The sequence below is a fragment of the Sphaerisporangium sp. NPDC051011 genome, assembly GCF_040653595.1.
GTDB lineage: Bacteria > Actinomycetota > Actinomycetes > Streptosporangiales > Streptosporangiaceae > Sphaerisporangium.
Genome location: NZ_JBFAGG010000027.1, coordinates 15,820 through 34,118 on the forward strand (window position 1 = coordinate 15,820; position 18,299 = coordinate 34,118).

Annotated in this window: 17 protein-coding genes and 3 riboswitches; of the genes, 9 read left to right on the forward strand and 8 right to left on the reverse strand. The window is 71.3% G+C overall.

Annotation, left to right across the window (positions count from 1 at the left end):
* Nucleotides 1-59: 59 nt before the first annotated feature.
* Complete coding sequence (locus AB0H21_RS38600; RefSeq protein ID WP_358526672.1) at nucleotides 60-668, reverse strand: superoxide dismutase; 609 nt, start codon at nucleotides 666-668, stop codon at nucleotides 60-62.
* Between the two features lie 395 nt (nucleotides 669-1,063).
* Between AB0H21_RS38600 and AB0H21_RS38605 the strand changes: the two genes are divergently transcribed.
* A complete protein-coding gene (locus AB0H21_RS38605) occupies nucleotides 1,064-1,462 on the forward strand; it encodes a hypothetical protein (protein ID WP_358526674.1) in 399 nt (132 codons plus the stop codon).
* On the opposite strand, the gene AB0H21_RS38610 is transcribed toward AB0H21_RS38605, so the two are convergent.
* Genes AB0H21_RS38610 through AB0H21_RS38635 form a run of 6 tightly spaced genes read right to left on the reverse strand, consistent with a single transcriptional unit; the run spans nucleotide 1,416 to nucleotide 10,269 of the window.
* Complete coding sequence (locus AB0H21_RS38610) at nucleotides 1,416-2,366, reverse strand: ECF transporter S component (RefSeq protein WP_358526676.1); 951 nt, start codon at nucleotides 2,364-2,366, stop codon at nucleotides 1,416-1,418. The two genes, AB0H21_RS38605 and AB0H21_RS38610, sit on opposite strands and share 47 nt — an antisense overlap.
* Complete coding sequence (locus AB0H21_RS38615; RefSeq protein WP_358526678.1) at nucleotides 2,363-3,967, reverse strand: ATP-binding cassette domain-containing protein; 1,605 nt, start codon at nucleotides 3,965-3,967, stop codon at nucleotides 2,363-2,365. The genes AB0H21_RS38610 and AB0H21_RS38615 overlap by 4 nt, the downstream gene beginning before the upstream one ends.
* Nucleotides 3,964-5,097 (reverse strand): energy-coupling factor transporter transmembrane component T, encoded by a 1,134-nt coding sequence (locus AB0H21_RS38620; protein WP_358526680.1) that lies wholly within the window; start codon nucleotides 5,095-5,097, stop codon nucleotides 3,964-3,966. The genes AB0H21_RS38615 and AB0H21_RS38620 overlap by 4 nt, the downstream gene beginning before the upstream one ends.
* Nucleotides 5,097-6,377, reverse strand: a complete 1,281-nt coding sequence (locus AB0H21_RS38625; protein WP_358526681.1) for a hypothetical protein — start codon at nucleotides 6,375-6,377, stop codon at nucleotides 5,097-5,099. The genes AB0H21_RS38620 and AB0H21_RS38625 overlap by 1 nt, the downstream gene beginning before the upstream one ends.
* Nucleotides 6,374-7,225 carry a hypothetical protein gene (locus tag AB0H21_RS38630; protein ID WP_358526682.1) on the reverse strand — a complete coding sequence of 284 codons (852 nt, stop codon included), beginning with the start codon at nucleotides 7,223-7,225 and terminating at the stop codon, nucleotides 6,374-6,376. Before AB0H21_RS38630 ends, AB0H21_RS38625 begins: the two co-directional genes overlap by 4 nt.
* The gene (locus AB0H21_RS38635) at nucleotides 7,222-10,269 is read right to left on the reverse strand and encodes a hypothetical protein (RefSeq protein ID WP_358526684.1); all 3,048 of its coding nucleotides are present in this window, start codon (nucleotides 10,267-10,269) and stop codon (nucleotides 7,222-7,224) included. The genes AB0H21_RS38630 and AB0H21_RS38635 overlap by 4 nt, the downstream gene beginning before the upstream one ends.
* Before the next feature lie 96 nt (nucleotides 10,270-10,365).
* A riboswitch (adenosylcobalamin (AdoCbl) riboswitch) is annotated at nucleotides 10,366-10,511 on the reverse strand.
* Nucleotides 10,512-10,653: 142 nt separating this feature from the next.
* Nucleotides 10,654-10,841: riboswitch (cobalamin riboswitch) on the forward strand.
* A gap of 25 nt (nucleotides 10,842-10,866) precedes the next feature.
* Between AB0H21_RS38635 and AB0H21_RS38640 the strand changes: the two genes are divergently transcribed.
* The 8 genes from AB0H21_RS38640 (at nucleotide 10,867) to AB0H21_RS38675 (ending at nucleotide 17,178) form a co-directional block, all read left to right on the forward strand.
* Nucleotides 10,867-11,133, forward strand: coding sequence for an acyl-CoA dehydrogenase family protein (locus tag AB0H21_RS38640; RefSeq protein ID WP_358526686.1), 267 nt, complete (start codon nucleotides 10,867-10,869; stop codon nucleotides 11,131-11,133).
* On the forward strand, nucleotides 11,133-12,149 hold the full coding sequence (locus tag AB0H21_RS38645; protein ID WP_358526688.1) for an enoyl-CoA hydratase/isomerase family protein: 1,017 nt from the start codon (nucleotides 11,133-11,135) through the stop codon (nucleotides 12,147-12,149). The genes AB0H21_RS38640 and AB0H21_RS38645 overlap by 1 nt, the downstream gene beginning before the upstream one ends.
* Complete coding sequence (locus tag AB0H21_RS38650) at nucleotides 12,146-12,238, forward strand: NAD(P)-binding domain-containing protein (RefSeq protein ID WP_358526690.1); 93 nt, start codon at nucleotides 12,146-12,148, stop codon at nucleotides 12,236-12,238. The genes AB0H21_RS38645 and AB0H21_RS38650 overlap by 4 nt, the downstream gene beginning before the upstream one ends.
* Nucleotides 12,239-12,455: 217 nt before the next feature.
* A riboswitch (cobalamin riboswitch) is annotated at nucleotides 12,456-12,582 on the forward strand.
* A gap of 326 nt (nucleotides 12,583-12,908) precedes the next feature.
* Nucleotides 12,909-13,292: a (2Fe-2S) ferredoxin domain-containing protein gene (locus AB0H21_RS38655; RefSeq protein ID WP_358526692.1), complete on the forward strand. Its 384-nt coding sequence runs from the start codon at nucleotides 12,909-12,911 to the stop codon at nucleotides 13,290-13,292.
* A 51-nt stretch (nucleotides 13,293-13,343) separates the two neighbouring features.
* Nucleotides 13,344-14,363, forward strand: a complete 1,020-nt coding sequence (locus tag AB0H21_RS38660) for an ABC transporter substrate-binding protein (RefSeq protein ID WP_358526693.1) — start codon at nucleotides 13,344-13,346, stop codon at nucleotides 14,361-14,363.
* Between the two features lie 5 nt (nucleotides 14,364-14,368).
* The gene (locus tag AB0H21_RS38665) at nucleotides 14,369-15,499 is read left to right on the forward strand and encodes an iron ABC transporter permease (protein ID WP_358526695.1); all 1,131 of its coding nucleotides are present in this window, start codon (nucleotides 14,369-14,371) and stop codon (nucleotides 15,497-15,499) included.
* Nucleotides 15,496-16,371: an ABC transporter ATP-binding protein gene (locus AB0H21_RS38670; protein WP_358526697.1), complete on the forward strand. Its 876-nt coding sequence runs from the start codon at nucleotides 15,496-15,498 to the stop codon at nucleotides 16,369-16,371. The genes AB0H21_RS38665 and AB0H21_RS38670 overlap by 4 nt, the downstream gene beginning before the upstream one ends.
* 102 nt (nucleotides 16,372-16,473) lie before the next feature.
* Nucleotides 16,474-17,178: a (2Fe-2S)-binding protein gene (locus AB0H21_RS38675; protein WP_358526699.1), complete on the forward strand. Its 705-nt coding sequence runs from the start codon at nucleotides 16,474-16,476 to the stop codon at nucleotides 17,176-17,178.
* A gap of 158 nt (nucleotides 17,179-17,336) precedes the next feature.
* Here AB0H21_RS38675 and AB0H21_RS38680 read toward each other — a convergent pair whose 3' ends face one another.
* Nucleotides 17,337-18,269 carry a hypothetical protein gene (locus AB0H21_RS38680; RefSeq protein WP_358526700.1) on the reverse strand — a complete coding sequence of 311 codons (933 nt, stop codon included), beginning with the start codon at nucleotides 18,267-18,269 and terminating at the stop codon, nucleotides 17,337-17,339.
* Between the last annotated feature and the right edge of the window lie 30 nt (nucleotides 18,270-18,299).

An 18,299-nucleotide genomic window follows, 5' to 3' on the forward strand; every position in this document is an offset into this window, starting at 1 on the left:
ATAGCGCTCGGAAGGATTGCCCCGCGCTCACAGGCCGTCGCGGTCAGAAGGGGCCTGGGTCAGGCCGTGCCACCGCGTGCGGCGTCGAAGCGGGAGATCACGTCGGTCCAGTTGATCAGGGACCAGAGCTTTTCGACGTAGTCGGGGCGGACGTTGCGGTACTGCAGGTAGTAGGCGTGTTCCCAGGCGTCGAACACCAGCAGCGGGGTGGTGTTGGCGCCGACGTTGCCGTGGTGGTCGTAGACCTGCTCGACCACCAGGCGGCGGCCGAGCGGCTCCCAGGCCAGGACGCCCCACCCGGATCCCTGGACGGTGGAGGTCGCGGTGGTGAGCTGCTTCTGGAACGCCTCGAAGGACCCGAAGTGCTCGGTGATGGCGTCCGCGAGCGCGCCGTCGGGACGGTCACCGCCGTCCGGGGACAGGTTCTGCCAGAAGATCGTGTGCAGGACGTGCCCGGACAGGTTGAAGGCGAAGGTCTTCTCCAGTCCGACCAGGCCGCCGAACTCGCTCTTGTCGCGGGCCTCGGCCAGCCTGTCCAAGGTGTCGTTGGCGCCCTTGACGTAGGCCGCGTGGTGCTTGGCGTGGTGCAGCTCCAGGATCTCTCCCGTGATCGCCGGCTCCAGGGCGGCGTAGTCGTACGGCATATCCGGCAGCGAGTACTGACCCAACAGTCTCTCCTCAGCCCTCGGTCATCCTCTATTGCATGCTTATTGCAACTACCTTAGTAGTGCAGAAGGGCTGATCGCCAAGGAGGCCGTGATGTTTCCGGGACAGGAGAGCCTGTACGCGCCGATCGGCGATCGCGAGGCCACCACCCCGGATCCTCTCCGACCTGGCCATCACCCAGCTCCTGGCCTGGTGGGCGGATGCAGAGGGGACGATCCACCGCCTGGAAGCGGCCGAACCGCCCGCCTGAGGACGCGGTGAACCGCCCTTACCGCCGACCGGCGACGGTCGCCATCGAGGCGAGGTCGTCCAGCGCCCGGCCCAGGTGTGGGTGTACGGCGAGGGCATCGCGCACGATCGGGTCGGTCGCCTGGAGAAACGCCAGGTGGCGGATCGCATGGGCCGCGACGTTGTCAACCTCGATGTGATCGGGCGTAGGAGCGGCGGGGGCCGACCCGGTGGCCAGGCGCGGGTCGGTCAGCGCGCGCTCATCCAGGCCGTACTGGACCTGGAGTCCGAGATAAACAAGTGGGCGGCCGACACCGAGGAGGACGACGGCGGTGTCGAGCAGGCGCGCGCCCTCCTGCGCGGCATGATCGCCCGCCTCGCCCTCCTGGTCGACCTGCGCGATCCCCGCGAACGGCTGACCCCTCTCGTGAACCCGCTGCTGACCTTACGCGGCGAACTACGGGTCGCGGGCGCGTACGAATTCGCCGACACGGTCCGCGACGCCCTCGCCCGCGTCGGCGTCACCGTCCAGGACACCCCCAACGGCCCGCACTGGTCCGCATCCTGACCCTCGAGACCGTGGCCGCAGGGTGGTCTCGCGTTGGGTCGGCGACTGAGGAGTGGACATGTCTTCCACCCAGGCGTGAGAACTTGTGGCCGGCGCCGAAGGACGCCTTGCGGGAGGCGCGGCGCAGTGTCGCCAGGATGGCCGGGCCGAGGACGATGATGGCGATGGTGTTGGTGATGGCGCGGCCGGTGTCCCAGCCGCCGGTGGACGTCAGCAGGGTGAAGACGGCGAAGCGGTGCAGGTTCTCGCCGACGGGGTCGCCGGGGACGTAGGAGATGTGGCCGTCGTGGTAGGGGACTTCGGCGCCGGTGATGAACGGCCAGAACCACAGGTTCATGAGGAAGCCGAACAGGTACGCCACGACGATGCCATAGGCGACGAGCATGGCGATCTCGGCCTTCCCGCTGACGCGGCGCGGCAGGAGCCCGGCGCCCATGCCGATCCAGGCCGAGCACATCATCTGGAACGGCAGCCACGGTCCCACGCCGGCGGTGAGCAGCGCGGACGCGAACAGGGAGGTGCAGCCGAGAACGAACCCGAAGCCGGGGCCGAAGACCCGTCCGGCGAGCACGAGCATGAAGAACACCGTCTCGATGCCGGCGGTGCCCGCGCCTAGGGGCCTGAGCGCGGCGTTGACGGCAGACAGGACGCCGAGCATCGCCAGCGCCTTGGAATCCATGCCGCCTTCGGAGAACTCGGCGAGCACGACGATGATGAGGACGGGCAGGATGCCGATGAAGATGAACGGCGCGTCGGGCGCGTGCTGCATGGTCTGCGGCTCGACGCGGACGAGCAGCGGCCACACGAACATCATCAGCCCGGCGATGGACGCGAGCGTGAGCACGGCCGCCGACCGCAGGCCGACCCGGATGGCCCGCGTCTCCTCGGTGGCCGGCGTCGTCATCGGGCCTCCTGGGGGAGTGCTGCGCGGACGGCGGCGACGGTCAGCCAGTCCGGGCCGAGGATCTTCGCGACCTGCGGCGCGAACGCGGGTGAGCCGCCCAGCACGTCCCGGGCCGGGCCGTCCGCCACGATCTCCCCTTCCGCCATGACGACGACGCGGTCGGCCACGGCCGCGACGAACTCCACGTCGTGGGTGGCGACGACGACGGCGCGTCCCTCGGCGGCGAGCGCGGCGATCGTGGCGGCGAGCGCGGTCTTGGCGTCGTAGTCGAGGCCGCGGGTCGGCTCGTCGAGCAGCATGACCGGCGGTGACGCGGTGAGCTGCACGGCCAGCACGAGCGCGAGGCGCTGCCCCTCGGACAGGTCGCGCGGGTGGGCGTCCGGGTCGATGCCGGGCGCGAGCCGGTCGAGCAGGGTCCGGCATGACCCGGGTGCGGCCTTCGATTCGTGGTCGGCGGCGGAGCACTCGTCGGCGACCCGTTCCAGGTACAGCAGGTCCCCGGCGGTCTGCGGGACGAGCCCGACGAGCGCCCGGGCCCGCGCGCTCGGCAGCCGTCCCGGGTCGGACCCGGCGACCGTGACCGTGCCGCCCTGGCGCGGTCCCGAGCCCTGCAGCGCCCACAGCAGCGAGGACTTGCCGGAGCCGTTGCGGCCCATCAGCGCGAGCACCGCCCCTTCGTGCAGGTCCAGGTCGATGCCGCGGACGGCGACGGTCTCGCCGTACCGGACCACGACGTCGCGGCCGGTGAGCACCGGCGCCCCGGTCGTGCCGGGAGGAACGTCCGGAACGCGGGGCAGCGCCTCGCGCAGCGGCCCGGCGCGCCTGCGGGCTTCCCGGACGGACAGGGGCAGCGGCTCCCACCCGGCGAACAGGCCCAGCGCGACGATCGGCGGCCCGATCGGCATGTCCCGGAGCACGGCGGCCGGCGGGCCGTCGACGAGGGTTCCGTCGCCCGGCAGGTACAGCATCCGGTCGGCGAACGGGACCACGCGTTCCATCCGGTGCTCGGCGAGCAGGACGGTCGTGCCGAGGTCGTGGACGAGCCGCGCGAGCGTCGCGAGGACGTCCTCGGCGGCGGTCGGGTCGAGCGCGGAGGTCGGCTCGTCCAGGACCAGCACCGGCGGATGCATGGTGAGGACCGAGCCGATCGCGACGCGCTGCTGCTGCCCGCCGGACAGGGTGCGCAGGGCCCGGCGGCGCAGGTCGGCGATGCCGAGCAGGTCGAGGGTCTCCTCGACCCGGCGGCGCATGACGGAGGGCGGCAGGCCGAGCTGTTCCATGCCGTAGGCGAGTTCCTCCTCGACGGTGTCGGTGACGAACCCGGCGAGCGGGTCCTGCCCGACGACCCCGACGAGATGGGCGAACTCGCGCGGCGGATGGGACGCGGTGTCGGCGCCGCCGACCGCGACAAGACCTTCGAGATGGCCCCCGGTGAAGTGCGGGACGAGCCCGTTGACCGTGCCGAGCAGGGTGGACTTGCCTGCGCCCGTCCGTCCCGCGACGAGCACCAGCTCCCCTTCGCCGATCGTCGCGCCGATGCCCGCGAGCACGGGATCGGCCTGCCCGTGGTACCAGAAGGAGACGTCGTTCAGCTCGATCATGCGGGCACCTTCTCCGGGAGCACCCCGGCCGGGACATGCGAGAGCTCAGGCGGCGGGGTGAGGAACGCCGGCAGCATCCCGGCGAGCACCCCGCACAGCGGAGCCCACGACAGCATCGGCCACGACAGCTCGATGAGTGACGGGTTGAGGTTCGTCGGGTCCACGCTGGACGTCGCGAACAGCACGACCGCGACGGCGATCCCGCTGCCGGCGGTGACGACCTCGGCGAGCCCCCAGCGGTCGGGCCGGTACCGGGTCCGCTGGACGCGCCGCCCGGCGAGCCGGAACCCGGCCAGCGCCATGGCGAGCCCGGCCAGCAGGACGGGCAGGGCCAGGAAGCGGGGTGTGCTTCCGTCGAGGGTGGCGTAGACGCCGACGCACACGCCGCCCAGCCCGGCGATCATCAGCAGCCCGGTGACGAACCGGGCCCGCGGCCTGGCCGTGCCGGACCGCCCGTAGCCGCGGGAGTCCATCGACGCCGCGAGCCGCAGCGACCGGTCGAGGGCGTCCTCCAGCACCGGGATGACGATCGTGCGGAGCGCGTGGAACCGCTTTCCGCGGGTTCCGCCGCGGAGTTTGCGCGCCTGCCGGACCCGCAGGACGCTCTCGGCGAGCTGGGGGAACACCGACAGCGCCACGATCACGGCCGTGCCGACCTCGTACAGGGCCGGCGGCATCGCCTTCAGCAGCCGCTTCGGGTTCGCGAGCGCGTTGCCGGCGCCCAGGCAGATCACCATCGCCGCCAGGCGCAGCCCGTCGTACAGTCCGCCGAGCAGCGACTCGGCGGACACGTCGCCGAACAGCCGGATGCCCGCCGCCCACGCCGGCAGCGGGATCTCCGGCAGGCTCACGATGATCGTCGTGCCCTCCGCACCGCCGAAGACGAACCGGAACAACACTCGGAACGTGACGATCACCGCGCCGAGCACGAGATAGACGCGGAACGCCATCGCCCACGGCGCCTCGGAGCGGCGGGCGACCACCACGTGACACACCACCGCGACGATCGTGAGCAGCAGCCACGGGTTCGTCGTGCGGCTCGCCGCGACCGCCAGGCCCAGCGTCCACGCCCACCAGGCGCCCGGGTGCAGGTCGCGCGGCAGGAAATAGGAGGCCGAATGCGAGCGCATCAGGCGTCTCGGGCGCGTCGGCGGTGGCGCGCGGTCAGCCACGTCGCCGCGCCGAGCACGACGATCGCGGCCGCCGCCACCCAGGGCGCGCGGTCGCTCGCGCCGGACTGCTCCCTGACGAGCTCGGTGACGTCCGGGGCGTCCTCCCCGCCGGTGAAGGCCACATTGCGGGAAGGGTCGTCCGGGACGGACGTCTGCCGGGTGCGGGGCAGAGGGGGCGGCACGGTTCCGTCACCGGGCGGGGAGTCCTGCCCGGACGGTGTCGCCGGCCCCGATCCTCCCGATCCTCCCGGTTCTTCTGGCCGCGCCGGGTCCGTGCCCGTGACATCCCGCGCGGCGGGGGAGTCAGGGGTGGTGCGCCGGGCGGGAGCCTGTGCGGCGGGAGAGCCGGGGTTCGCGCGCGGAGCGGGAGCCTGCGCAGTGGGGGAATCGGAGTCGCTGTGCGGAGCGGGGGCCTGCGCGGCCGGGGAGTCAGGGTTGGCGCGCGGGGCCGGATCCTGGGCCGCAGGGGGGTCGGTGCGAGGAGCGGGGTCCTGCGCCGCGGGGGAGTCGGGGTTCGCGCGCGGAGCGGGATCCTGCGTGGCAGGGGGATCAGGGGCCGGCGAGTCCTGCCGGGTGTCGCCGCCGCCCGGCCTGGGCTGGACCGCGCTCGGGTCGTTGGACGTGGGAGCGGGCTCGTCGCGGGCGTTGCACGGGCCGCCTTCCGTTCCGGGACGGACCGCGGCGATCCGTGGCTTCGGGTTGGTGTCGGCGGTCGCGTTCAGGGAGAACGACCAGCCCTCGAAACCGCCCGGGATGAAGTCGCGGTTCTTGACGCCCCACTGGCTGTACTTCCAGGCGCAGTTGTTGCCGGCGTGCCAGTACGACCAGTACCCGGCGGCGGGCGGCGTGTCGATGCACGCCTCCCGGTAGCCCTCGTTGCCCTTCACCGGTATCTGTTCCACGGCGGACGGACGGTTCTCGATCCGGCAGATGAACGCCTCGCCCCACCGCCGCACCCCGTCGATCTGGAAGCCCGCGCCCTTCAGGGCGTCCAGGCCGGTGCCGCGTTCCCGCCGCGGGTCGCAGCGCACGATCGGCGTGCCGCCCAGCCCCTGGAAGTCGACGACGACGGTGACGCCGTTGCCGTCCGGGCAGAACCCCGGCAGGCCCCGGGACGGGTCGATCGCGGACGCGCCGGCCGGCGCCAGGTGGGCGGTGACCAGCAGGACGGCTGCCGCGGCGAACACCCGGACGGCGCGCAGGGCCGTCCGGGTGCCGCGGATGGACGATAGCGTCACTGGACCGTCAGTGTCGCCGTGTTGTACACGGTCCCGCCGGTACCCGTGGCGCTGATCGTGTACGTGTAGGTGCCCTTCGCCGTCGGCGTGATCGTCTTCGTGCCGCCGGGGACGGCCAGCGCACCCGACCAGGAGCCGCCACCCGTCGCCGGCGCGACCGAGAACGCGGCCAGCGAGGTCGCGTTCGTCGACGTCCACGTCAGCGACGTGCTCTGACCCAGATTGATCTTGCGGTCCAGGTCGTCCACGGACAGGTTCACGGTCGGGTTGTTCGGGTTGACCGCCGGGTTGTTCGGAGTGACGCCGGGCGGCGGGTTCGAGGTGGCGGTCTTGTTCAGCGAGAACGACCAGCCCTCGAAGCCGCCCGGGACCACGTTGCGGTTGGACGCGCCGTAGCTGCTGTACGTCCACGTCGTGCCGGCGCCCGTGGCGTGCCAGTACGACCAGTAGGCGGCCGCCGGCGGGGTGACGACGCACGCTTCGTGGTAGTTCGGGTTGCTGGTGATGGGGATCGATTCGGCGGCCGAGGGGCGGCCCTGCAGCCGGCACACGAACGCCAGCCCCCACTGCGCGACGCCCGTCACGCTGATGCCGGCGTCCTGAAGGGCCTGGATGCCGGTCCGCTGCGTGCCCGGCGTGGGGTTCGGGGAGCAGCGGGTGACCGTCGGGGCGGGTGTGCCGCCGTTGCCGTTCAGTTCCTGGAAGTCGATGACGATGGTGACGCCGGTCAGGGCGTCGGCACCGGTGCAGATGCCGTCATAGCCGGCGGCGTGCGCCGGCGTCTGCACGGCGACCGATAACGCGGCTGACACGACGAGGCCGCAGAGTCCGGCGAAGATCCTTCTCACGTGGTGTTCCCCTTAGAAGCGGTCGGGTCCGGGGCGGGAGGTTGGATTGCGGGCGAAGTTCCGGCGGATGGCGAGCCGAATGCGGTGGCGCCCGCTCCCACGGGAGCGAGTCGGCGGAAGGCGAGTCGGCGGAAGGCGAGTCGGAGGGAGACGAATGGGCGGGAGGCGAGGTGGCGGGAGCTGAGGCGGCGGCCGGTGTAGCCGAGCCCGGCGACGGCGAGCAGCGCGGCGAGGGCGAAGATCGGCCATGTCGGCCACTTGTCCTCGGCGGCCACGCGGCGCGCGTCCAGTTGCCGGCCCGTCAGGTGCAGGCCGATCGTGACGGGCGAACCGGGCGTACTCAGCCACGAGCGGCCCGCCATCCCGGACGCCGCGGCGATGCTCGTCGGCAGGTCGCTGCCGGTTCCGGACACGCCGAGCCCGCCGTCGGCCTGGAGCAGCGCGCCGAGTGCCCGTGTGGTGTCGCCCGCGTCGAGGCCCGCGGCGCGGCGGCCCGCGGCGACGGCCGCGCTCAGCACCACGTCGACCCGGCCGCCGGACCGCACCAGGCCGTCGCCGGACGTACGAGAGGTGAGCACTGCGGCGGCGTCCGTCAGGGCGGTGACGCGGTGCTGCGACCAGCCCGCGGGCGCGCCGTTCACCCGGGTCGCGGCCTGGATCGCCGCGGGTGCGCCCGCCGCGTTCCCCGCCGCCGCGGGAGTGCTGCGGGGCTGGCCGTTCAGGGCGACGACCGCGGCGGCGGTCGCGGCCAGGTCCCCGGCCGCGCAGTCCTTGGTGTTCAGGTCCGCCGGGAACGACCCGTCCGAGCACTGGCTCCCCAGGAGCACGTCCAGCGGAGCCGCGGCCTCACCGGGAGCCCCACTCGCCGTGATCGCGAGGATGGTCCACGCCTGCCTGCGGACCGAGCCGTCCGGATCTCCCTGGGCGCCGCGGTCGGCGAACCGGCCCTGCGCCGTTCTGAGCTGGGTGAGGCCGTCCCTGAGCCGGTCGGCGGTCGTCGCGAGGTCGGCGGGCGCGGCGGGCTCGGACTGGAGGAACCGGGCGATGATCTGGAGTTTCGCCAGCGGCTCAGCGTAGGCCGCCTGGCCCTGCTCGTACGGCGCGCCGTAGGCGTACGCCTGGATCGAATCCGGCAGCAGCAGGAACAGCGACGCCTGGGTGACGGCGGCCTGCTGCTCGCCCAGGACCCGCAACGCCAGCACGAGTTCCGCGGTCGCGTCGTAGTCGACGTACGTCTCGCCGTCCTTGGTGACCTCGACATGGTCGCCGTTCACGAGCCGACCGGCCAAGTACGCGCCCAGCCGTCCGGCGGGACCGGCGTCAGCGGCCTGCGCCTGCGGCGGCGTCCCGGACTCCGGCAGGGCGCCGGGCGTCGGCGTCACGCCAGGCCCGGACAGGTCGCCGGGCGGCGGCCTCTCGTCGAGCCCGGCGGGGACGGCGGGCGGGGGCGTGTTCCCGCCTGGCTTGCCGCCCAGCGGTGAGACGGACTTGAGCGGGTGCGGCGTCGCGGTGGATCGCGGTTTCGGCTTGGGTTTGGACGTGGGTTTCGACTTCGACTTCGACTTGGGCTTGGACTTCGACTTGGGCTTGGGCTTGGACTTCGGCTTGGGCTTCGGTTTCGATTTGGGCTTGGGCTTGGGCTTGGGCGTTGGCTTCGTCGTGGGTTTCGGTGTGGGCGTCGGGGTCGGCCGTGGCGTCGGGGTTCTGGTCGGCGAAGGGGTGGCCGTGGGGCCGGCCGAAGGGGTGGGCGACGGCGTGCGCGTAGGGGTGGCGGACGGGGTGACCGTAGGGGTGGGTGACGGGCTCACTGTGGGGCTGACGGACGGGCTTGGGGTCGGGGAGGAGCTGGGGTCGGGGTCTGGCGGCGGGACCCTGCCCTGCGTCAGGTCGTGGAACCCGATCCGGGCGAGCCCGAGCGCGGCCTGGGCGCTCGCCCGGATCCACGTGTCGAGCCCGGCGATCCCACCGGTCCGCGCGGCCTGGTACTCCTCCGGCGTGTAGGCGATCGCGCCGATCTGGCCGCTGAGCGTGTTGCCGCCGTCCGCCGTGGCCGTGACCTGCGCGGACTTCAGGTAGGCGGTGCCGCGTTCGACGGCGTCGTCGGCGCCGCCCGCGTCGGCGAGCGCCTGCACGATGAGCCCGGTGCTGTTGGTGTTCGGCGCCTCGGTACTGACGCCGCCGCCCCAGCCGCCCCCGGCCTTCTGGTGCGCCTTCAACCAGGACACGGCGGCGTCGATCGGCCCGTCGAGCCCGGTCGCGCCGGCGTGCCGCGCGGCCAGCAGCGCCGACAGGGCCATGCCCGTGGCGTCGCCGTCGGGCGCGGACTGGTCGAACGGCTTGCCTTCGTCGCACGTCGAGACCTTGTTGCCGTTCGGCGTCACATGGTCGCCGGTCTCGGAGGTCGGGATGTAGCCGAAGAAGATCCGGAAGTAGCCTTCCGCGCACTGCTGCGTCACCAGCGTGTCGATGGCCAACCGGTCGTTCTCGCCGGCGCCCGCCAGCCCGATCACGCCCAGGGCCTGCCCGAACACGTTCGCGTTGTTGCTGACCGAGTCCGCGAGGTCGGGGTTCTTGGAGTAGTCGCTGACGCGCCCCTTGTCCGGGCCCGACCGCATGATCGTGCCCTGGGTCTCGGCGACCATGTCGTGGCCGCCGAAGTTCCGCGGGTCCCGTCCGGAGACCTCCGCGGCCACCAGCACCTTCGCCGTGGCCCCGCCGACGATCACCGCGTCGTAGCCCATGCCGGGCACCAGGCCGTCCCAGGTGAAGTAGTCGCTCGCGTGCCGCTCGTCGTCCAGGTACCGGACGGTCGCCTCGCCGCGTTCGCCCTCTCCGGCGGCCCGCAGCGCGAACAAGGTGTCGATCATGAGCCCGTGGTCGGGCAGCGCGCCACCCATCGGGTTCTGCAAAGTCCCGTCGGCGGCGAGCTGACGGGCCAGCCAACGCGCGTTGCTCCGCGCGGCCTCCACGCCGTCGGCCGAAGCGGCCGCGACAGGGCCGGACGCAACCATCGCCGCCACGATGCCGGCTACAGCGGACAGCACCGCGACAGTCGACCGTCGATTTCTGCGAAAGGTGCGGTCCACGCCTCGTCCTTTTGCATGAGCAGGAGAGGACGATGCGCACCTGACGGCCGGATCGTGTCCACCCCTGCTACTCGCGACAGTGGTCAGACATCACTCGTCCGCGGCACGGACCCGACTCGCCACCTTCCGGTGACCTACGGTTGCGCGACAGCGCCGGACTTTGACCGGCTTCCTCGCCACGGACGAAAGTATTCACTTGGGATAAACGGCTTGATATTAACATCGCTGGCCGAATCCGACGAGACCCGTCCGAAACCCAGCGCACACTTGCTGATTGCGCCGCCGGTCGGGGTGCCGCCCTGCACTGCCGGGAAGCGGTGCCTGGAAGCTGGACTTACTAGGACGTCCAACTATATTTGGGGTAAGTAACGCCGCGGTGCAGGGAAGCTGGTGCGAATCCAGCGCGGTCCCGCCACTGTGACCGGGGATGTGCGTCATCGCTCGACAGGGCCACTGGCGAGAGCTGGGAAGGCCGGATGACGCGCGCCGATCCGGGAGTCAGGATACCGGCCGCGGGTTCGGTACGTGTTGTCCACGAGGATGGAGCGAACACGCATGATGCGTGAGCTGACCCATATCATCGGCGGCGAGCATCTCCCCGGCACCTCCGCTTCTTCGGGCGAGGTGCACGATCCCAACACCGGCCGGGTCCAGGCGAGGGTCCCGCCGGCCGGCTCGAAGGGGCTCCACGGCGGATACGGCTACCTCACCGAGTACGGCATAGAGAAGATCGTGCGCGATCTACGGGTGCACCAGATCCTCGAAGGGACCAATGAGATCATGCACGTCATCGTCGCCCGCGGACTGATCGGGGCCGCCTGATGGACATCGAGACCACGCGCTCCGGCCACCTCGGACACATCCTGCTCAACCGGCCGCAGGCCCTCAACGCCCTCACCCATGACATGGTCCGCCACCTCGACGCCACGCTGCGCGCGTGGGAGGCGGACGACGCGGTCGACGTCGTGCTCATCAGCGGCGCGGGCGAACGCGGCCTGTGCGCCGGGGGCGACATCCGCTCCGTCTACCATGACATTCGCCAGGGAGGTGACGCCACGCCCGCGTTCTGGCGGGACGAGTACCACCTCAACGCCCACATAGCCCGATACGGCAAACCGTACGTCGCGCTCATGGACGGCCTGGTCCTGGGCGGCGGTGTCGGAGTCTCGGCGCACGGCAGCGTGCGCGTGGTCACCGAGCGCACGAGACTGGCCATGCCCGAGACCGGCATCGGCCTCGTCCCCGATGTCGGGGGTACGTACCTGCTCTCGCGCGCTCCCGGTGAGATCGGCCTGCACCTGGCGCTGACCGGGGCGTCGATCGGGGCGGGCGATGCCATCCTCTGCGGGCTGGCCGATCACTTCGTCCCCTCCGCCGACCTGGCCGCCTTCAGCCGGGCCGTGGAGGAGCACGGGGTGGCGCACGCCCTGGAGACCTACGCGCGTGCCGCCCCGGACGGGACGCTGGCCGGACAGCGTGCCTGGATCGACGTCTGCTACGCGGCCGAGAGCGTCGCGCAGATCGTGGAGCTCCTGCTGGACAGCGGCGACAACGCGGCGAAGGAGGCGGCCGAGCAGATCGTCGGCAGGTCGCCGACGGCGCTCAAGGTGACCTTGGAGGCGATCCGCAGGGCGGGGCTCCTCGGCTCGCTGGAGGAGGTGCTCGACCAGGAGTACCGGGTGTCGTGCCGGGCCCTGCGCCACCCGGACCTGCGGGAGGGCATCCGCGCCCAGATCATCGACAAGGACCGGACGCCGCGGTGGGCGGTCGCCGCCTCGCCCGAGGAGGTCGGAGCGTTCTTCGCCCCCCTGGGGGACCTGGAGCTGGGACTGTCATGAAGATCGCTTTCATCGGACTGGGCGGCATGGGCGGCCGCATGGCCGTCAACCTCGTCAAGAACGGCCATGATGTGCACGGCTCGACGTGAACGGCGCCGCGCTCGCCACGGCGGCATCACAGGGAGTGCGGCCGCGCGTTCGGCGACGGAGGGGGTCGCCGACGCCGGGCTGGTCATCACCATGGTGCCCGCCGGCCGATCCCCCTTGGCGCCGGAACGCCCTGGCCCCCGCGAGTCGGTGCGAAGAATGTGAGCTTTTGCGAACAGAGCGGCGTGTGCGACCATGGGCGGCGAAAGGCGACGGCGGAACGAGGAAGCCGGTGTGAATCCGGCGCGGTCCCGCCACTGTGATCGGCGAGCGGACCCCGACGACGCCACTGCCCCGATGGGGTGGGAAGGCCGGGGCGAGCCTCGACCCGAGAGCCAGGAGACTCATGCGGTCGCCTCCTCACGGAAATTGGGGCGGATCTCCCCAAGAGAGGAACGGTGATCGTCATGCCGCATGGCCGGCAGGTCACCTCCGCTTGCCCGCACCGCTTCCCAAGCGGGCCTCTCCCGGTGATCCGTCTCCTCGTCAGCCACGCCCGTCATCGAGGAATGGCGGCTGCGGCCTGTTCCCAGGAGACCGCCGATGAGCCTTCCTCCGCTGTGCGACGTTCATCCTCACCGACCTGATCGCGATCCCGCATCCCGACCCGGCGCTTGCCGTGCATACGTTCAGCTGTCACCCACGCCTACCTGGTAGACGGTCAAAGCGCGCATGACGAGGATCGCCGTCTGCCGGGGGTGCTGCTGCGGCAGCGCGCGCAAGGTCCCTGGGTTCGACCACGACGAGCAGCTCACCCGCCTGGCCGAGGTCGCCGAGGTACGCGTCACCGACTGCCTGGACGTCTGCGAGCAGGCGAACGTCATCGTGGTACAGCCCTCACCCGCGGGGCGGGAGGCGGGCGGGCGCCCGGTGTGGCTGGGACTGGTCAACCAGCCGGAAGCGGCCGACGACGTCGCCGCGTGGATCCGCGCCGGCGGCCCCGGCCTCGCCGATCTCCCCGCCATCCTCGCTCTCCACGTCACGGCTCCGCCGCGGCGTACCGGCACCGGCGACGTCGTGCGCGGCTCGGCGGAGAAGCCCGACCCGGCCACCTGACTCCGATATCTGCCCTTCTGTTCGAGAGGACATACGCATGAGGACATACATATGACGCGCGGACGTCTCCTGCTCCCGGCACTCGCGCTCACCGCGGCGGTGCTCGTCACCGGCTGCGGCGGTACCACCACCGGCGCATCCGCCACCGGCACCCCCACGACCGGGGCGCCCGGGACTGCTGCCTCCATCACGCCGACGGGCTTCCCGGTCACGGTGGCCAACTGCGGTGTGACCACCGTCTACGAACAGCCACCGCGGCACGCGGTGTCGCTGAATCAGCACGCGACCGAGGTGATGCTGGCGCTCGGCCTGGAGAAGTCCATGATCGGTACGGGCTATCTCGACGACCGGATCCTGCCCGAGTACAAGGCGGCCTACGACGGCATCAAGGTGCTGTCGAAGGAATATCCCTCCTACGAGGCGCTGCTGGCCGCCGAGCCCGACTTCGTCTACGGCGGCTTCAGCAGCGCCTTCGACGAGAAGGAGGGACGCGGCCGGGCCGCGCTCGCCGAGGCCGGGATCGACTCCTACCTCAACGTCGAGCAGTGCCCATCCGGGCCGGTGACCGTGTCGATGATGGACGAGGAGGTCCGCAACGTCGCCAAGATCTTCGGCGTGCCCGACCGCGCCGAGCAGGAGGTGCGCCGGCTGCACGTGACCCTCGACACCGTCAAGGAGAGGTTGGCGGATGCCGTCCCGATCAAGCTGTTCGTCTACGACAGCGGCGACAAGACCGCGTTCACCGCGGGCGGCGCGGGCATCGGCAACGAGGTGATCAAGCTGGCCGGTGGGGTGAACCTGTTCGCCGACCTGCCCAAGGCATGGGGAGACGTGTCGTTCGAGCAGGTGGCGGAGCGGGCGCCCGAAGTGATCGTCATCTATGACTACGGCGACCAGTCCGTAGATGACAAGAAGCGGTTCCTGCTGTCCAACCCCGCGCTCAAGGACGTCCCCGCGATCAAGAAGCAGAGGTTCGCGGTGCTGCCGCTCTCGTCCGTGGTCCTCGGCGTCCGGGTGCCGTCCGCGGTGGAGTCCCTCGCACGACAGCTCCACCCCGACCGCTTCCAGTGACCGACATGACCGACATGACGGAGGCCGGCGGGACTGCCGCGGGCGCCGCCTCACCTGGGCGTCCGGGGGCGGCGGAGAGCGTCGCGTCCCCGCGCGACTCCCGAACGCCTGGCCGTCCGCGGATTTCCATGACGCTCGTGCTCGCCGGCCTGGTGCTGCTGACCCTGGCGGCCGCCACGGCGGGAGTGGCCGCAGGCTCGGTCGACCTGCCGCCCGGCCAGGTCTGGGGCATCCTGCTGCACCGGATCCACCCGGCCCTGGCCGAGCAGAGCTGGACCCAGGTCCGCGAGACGATCGTCATGGACGTGCGGCTGCCCCGCATCCTGCTGTGCGGCGTGATCGGGGCCGGTCTGTCGGTGTGCGGGATGGCCCTGCAGGCGCTGGTGCGCAACCCCCTGGCCGACCCGATGCTGCTCGGCGTGTCCTCGGGAGCCAGCGTCGGCGCGGTGGCCGTCGTCGTGTTCAACGTGACCCTGTTCGGAGTCTTCTCCCTGCCGGTGGCGGCGTTCATCGGTGCCCTGGCCGCGCTCGTCGCGGTGTACTTCCTCGCCCGATCCGGCGGGCGCATGACGACGGTCCGGCTCGTGCTGGCCGGGGTGGCGACGGCCGAGGTGCTGTCCGCGGTCGCCGGCTTCCTGGTGGTGACATCCAACGATCCGCACAAGACGCAGTCGGCGTTGCGCTGGATGCTCGGCGGGCTGGCCGGCACCACATGGACCGTGGTGTGGATCCCCGCCGCCGCCGTCCTGGCCGGAACGGTGGTCCTGCTCGGAGTCTCCCGCCCGCTCAACCTGCTGCTGGCGGGCGAGGAGGCCGCCGCCGCCCTCGGGCTGGACGTCCACCGGTTCAGGGCGGGGTTGTTCGTGCTGGTGGCGATGATGATCGGGACGATCGTCGCGGTCAGCGGCTCCATCGGGTTCGTCGGCCTGATCATGCCGCACGTCGTACGGCTGCTGCTCGGCGCCGACCATCGCCGCGCCCTTCCCGCGTGCGCGCTGCTCGGCGCGGCATTCCTGATCGTCGCCGATCTGGTGGCCCGGACGCTCATCAGTCCGGAGGAGATCCCCGTCGGGCTGCTGACCGCCCTGGTCGGCGGCCCCTTCTTCCTGTGGCTCATGAGACGGAGAGCACGATGACGGCAGGAGAGGCGGCGATCGCGGCCGCACCGGGAACGACCGCCGAGGCGGCGCACGGCGACACGGGGCGACCGGCCCTGCTCAGCGTGCGGGATGTGTCCGTCGTCGTGAACGGCAGACCCCTCGTGCGCCAGGTGTCCCTGGACGTGGAGCCGGGCGAGGTGATGGGGCTCGTCGGGCCCAACGGCGCGGGCAAGTCCACACTTCTGCGCACTTTCTACCGGGCGGTGCGACCCACCTCCGGGCAGGTGCTGCTGGACGGCGAGGACGTCTGGCGGATGCCCGGCAAGCGGCTGGCGCGAAGGCTGGCCGCCGTGATGCAGGAGACGGGCGGCGACTTCGAGCTCACCGTGTACGACGTGGCGGCGATGGGCCGCACCCCGCACAAGCGGGCGTTCGAGGGCGACGACGCAGGCGACCGGGCCACCGTCATGGACGCGCTGGAGCGGCTGGACGTCGCCGGCCTGGCGCACGCCCCCTTCGACCGGCTGTCGGGCGGCGAGAAGCAGCGGGTGCTCATCGCCCGAGCCCTCGCCCAGCGCGCGGGAACGATGGTGCTCGACGAGCCCACCAACCACCTCGATCTTCGCCACCAACTCGACGCCCTCAGGCTGGTACGCGGGCTGGGCGTCACGGCGGTCATCGCGTTGCACGACCTCAACCTGGCCGCGGCGTTCTGCGACCGCATCTGCGTCATGGCCGACGGCGCGGTCGTCGCCCTCGGTGCGCCCGGCGAGGTGCTCACCCCGGCGCTGCTCGCCGATGTGTACCAGGTTGAGGCCGAGGTGACCACACACCCGTCCACCGGGACCCCGCAGGTCACCCTGATAACCCGCACCGAGCCGCGCCCAAGGAGAGATCCACCGGCCTGACCCTTTCCCGGACGACCCTTCAACGATCCGCCGTTTTCCCCGCGCACTCCACCCCGTAAGTCGGCACAGATTCACCGGATCAAGAGATCGGAGTAACGCGACATGGGTTTTCTCCGTCCGGCCTCCGCGCAATCGATCACCGCCGCTCTGGCAGACGTGGCCTCCTTCAGCTCGTTCTTCTCGATCACCGTGTCGGATGACGACGCCGGCTGGCATCCGATCGAGGAGGACTACGCCCGGGGCTTCCCCGACCTGATCACACGGACCACCGCTCGCTACGACACCCGGGAACAGCGCATCGGTGCGTCCATCGTGCAACTTGGGCACGCGGCCCGTCTGTGGTCGCCCATGCTCGCGTGCGCCGTCGTCCACGGCGTCGTGCCCGACCTGACTCCTCTGCACCGCGCCGACGACGGGCCGGCCTTGCGGCTGCCGACCCCCTCCGGCCGGCATGTCGAGGGGAATGCCCATGCCGAGCTCATCCACGTTCTCTATCGAGCGGTGGTGGTCACGCACCTGGAGGCGCTCGCCGCCGGGCTGCGCGTCAAGGTCGCACCGCGCCTGCTGTACGGCAATGCGGCGTCCGCGCTGGCAGAGGCCGGCCGAGCCGTTCTCGCCGCCCGTCCGGACCTCGCGGAACCGGCGCGCCGCCTCACCACAGACCTCCTCGTCACGGGTCGGCTGGCCGGGCTGGGCGACGTCACGGGTCCCGATCTGACTTTCCGACGCAGGACCTGCTGCCTTTATTACCGGGTACCCGGCGGGGTGAAGTGCGGCGACTGCTCTCTCGACGGCAAACAAATCTAACGACATCCGCCCGGACCACTCCGGCGCGCTGCCACCTTCCGCCCTGGATGGGCCGCTTCCGTGCACCCTTGGTGTCGGCGACTCGATGACCGGCCGGCATTACAGGACAGTTGGTTCGTACGGGCCACGGTCATCGCAGTCCGAGGTCGCGACCACGATTATTGTGGCGGTCCCACATCTGTGGAGGCGCCGAGGGCGTTCCCAAGGTTCACCACATGTTCGGCAATCTGCCTGGCCAGGCAGAGGGCCTCCGGTTGAGGCACGCCGACGGGGGGCGGACGCATCGTTGGGCATGATGCCGCCACGACCAATTGATCGACCAGGCCCAAAACCATGGCGCAGGTAGCCAGGGCGCGTGGCCTGTCCACCGGGACCCCGTTGCGCCCGTCCACCACCCCGACCACGACCCTCTTCCGAGGAAGACCCCCGACCCCGGCCAGCGCACGCAGATTGCCGGGAGAGGTGACGAAATCGAGGGCGACGCTCTCCACCTTCGATTCGGCCAGGACCGCCAGCGCCGGACCGGCCTCCCCGGAGCACAGGCACACCAGGAGCCGGGGGCGATGGCTCAGAGTGCCCAGCCAGGCGTAGGCGTAAGCCATCTTGCGAAGGACGGCGGGGGAACTCCGCGTGACCAGCGCGCCTTCGTCGAGCTGCACCTCCTGTGCTCCCGCCGTGGCCAGTCTCTCAAGCAGCTCCGCGTACGGCTCCAGCAGAGCATCCAGAAGGCGGAGAGCATCGAAGCCGGAGTGGCCTTCCCCCAGAACCTGGAGGAAGGTGAGCGGCCCCGGCAGGACCGGTCGCGTCTCCAAGCCGAGCCGTCTGGCCTTGAGGTACGCCTCAAGCGCCTTGTTGTACTTGAGAGTGAAGCGCGTAGCCGGCCCGAGCATGGGTGCCGACTCCACACCGAACAGCGCGGCTGTGCCGGCGAAGGGGTCGTCGAAGGGGAACGCCTCGGATGGGATGTCGGACAGGCCTGTTTCCTTGAGTTGCCTCCACACCTGCTCCTGCAGCGCGGAGGCGTCGCCATCGGCGTGCGCGACGGTGCTCATCTTGGGGTGGCCGAGCACGGTGGTGCGCGGTTGTCTCACGTCTGGGTCCTCTTCCCTCGCGGAACCTCA

Bases quoted from the DNA above. Each gene is read 5' to 3' on its own strand.
- AB0H21_RS38605 (WP_358526674.1), top strand. From the start codon at position 1,064: ATGGGCCGCGACGTTGTCAACCTCGATGTGATCGGGCGTAGGAGCGGC.
- AB0H21_RS38610 (WP_358526676.1), bottom strand. From the start codon at position 2,366: ATGACGACGCCGGCCACCGAGGAGACGCGGGCCATCCGGGTCGGCCTG.
- AB0H21_RS38615 (WP_358526678.1), bottom strand. From the start codon at position 3,967: ATGATCGAGCTGAACGACGTCTCCTTCTGGTACCACGGGCAGGCCGAT.
- AB0H21_RS38620 (WP_358526680.1), bottom strand. From the start codon at position 5,097: ATGCGCTCGCATTCGGCCTCCTATTTCCTGCCGCGCGACCTGCACCCG.
- AB0H21_RS38640 (WP_358526686.1), top strand. From the start codon at position 10,867: ATGATGCGTGAGCTGACCCATATCATCGGCGGCGAGCATCTCCCCGGC.
- AB0H21_RS38645 (WP_358526688.1), top strand. From the start codon at position 11,133: ATGGACATCGAGACCACGCGCTCCGGCCACCTCGGACACATCCTGCTC.
- AB0H21_RS38650 (WP_358526690.1), top strand. From the start codon at position 12,146: ATGAAGATCGCTTTCATCGGACTGGGCGGCATGGGCGGCCGCATGGCC.
- AB0H21_RS38655 (WP_358526692.1), top strand. From the start codon at position 12,909: ATGACGAGGATCGCCGTCTGCCGGGGGTGCTGCTGCGGCAGCGCGCGC.
- AB0H21_RS38660 (WP_358526693.1), top strand. From the start codon at position 13,344: ATGACGCGCGGACGTCTCCTGCTCCCGGCACTCGCGCTCACCGCGGCG.
- AB0H21_RS38665 (WP_358526695.1), top strand. From the start codon at position 14,369: ATGACCGACATGACGGAGGCCGGCGGGACTGCCGCGGGCGCCGCCTCA.
- AB0H21_RS38670 (WP_358526697.1), top strand. From the start codon at position 15,496: ATGACGGCAGGAGAGGCGGCGATCGCGGCCGCACCGGGAACGACCGCC.
- AB0H21_RS38675 (WP_358526699.1), top strand. From the start codon at position 16,474: ATGGGTTTTCTCCGTCCGGCCTCCGCGCAATCGATCACCGCCGCTCTG.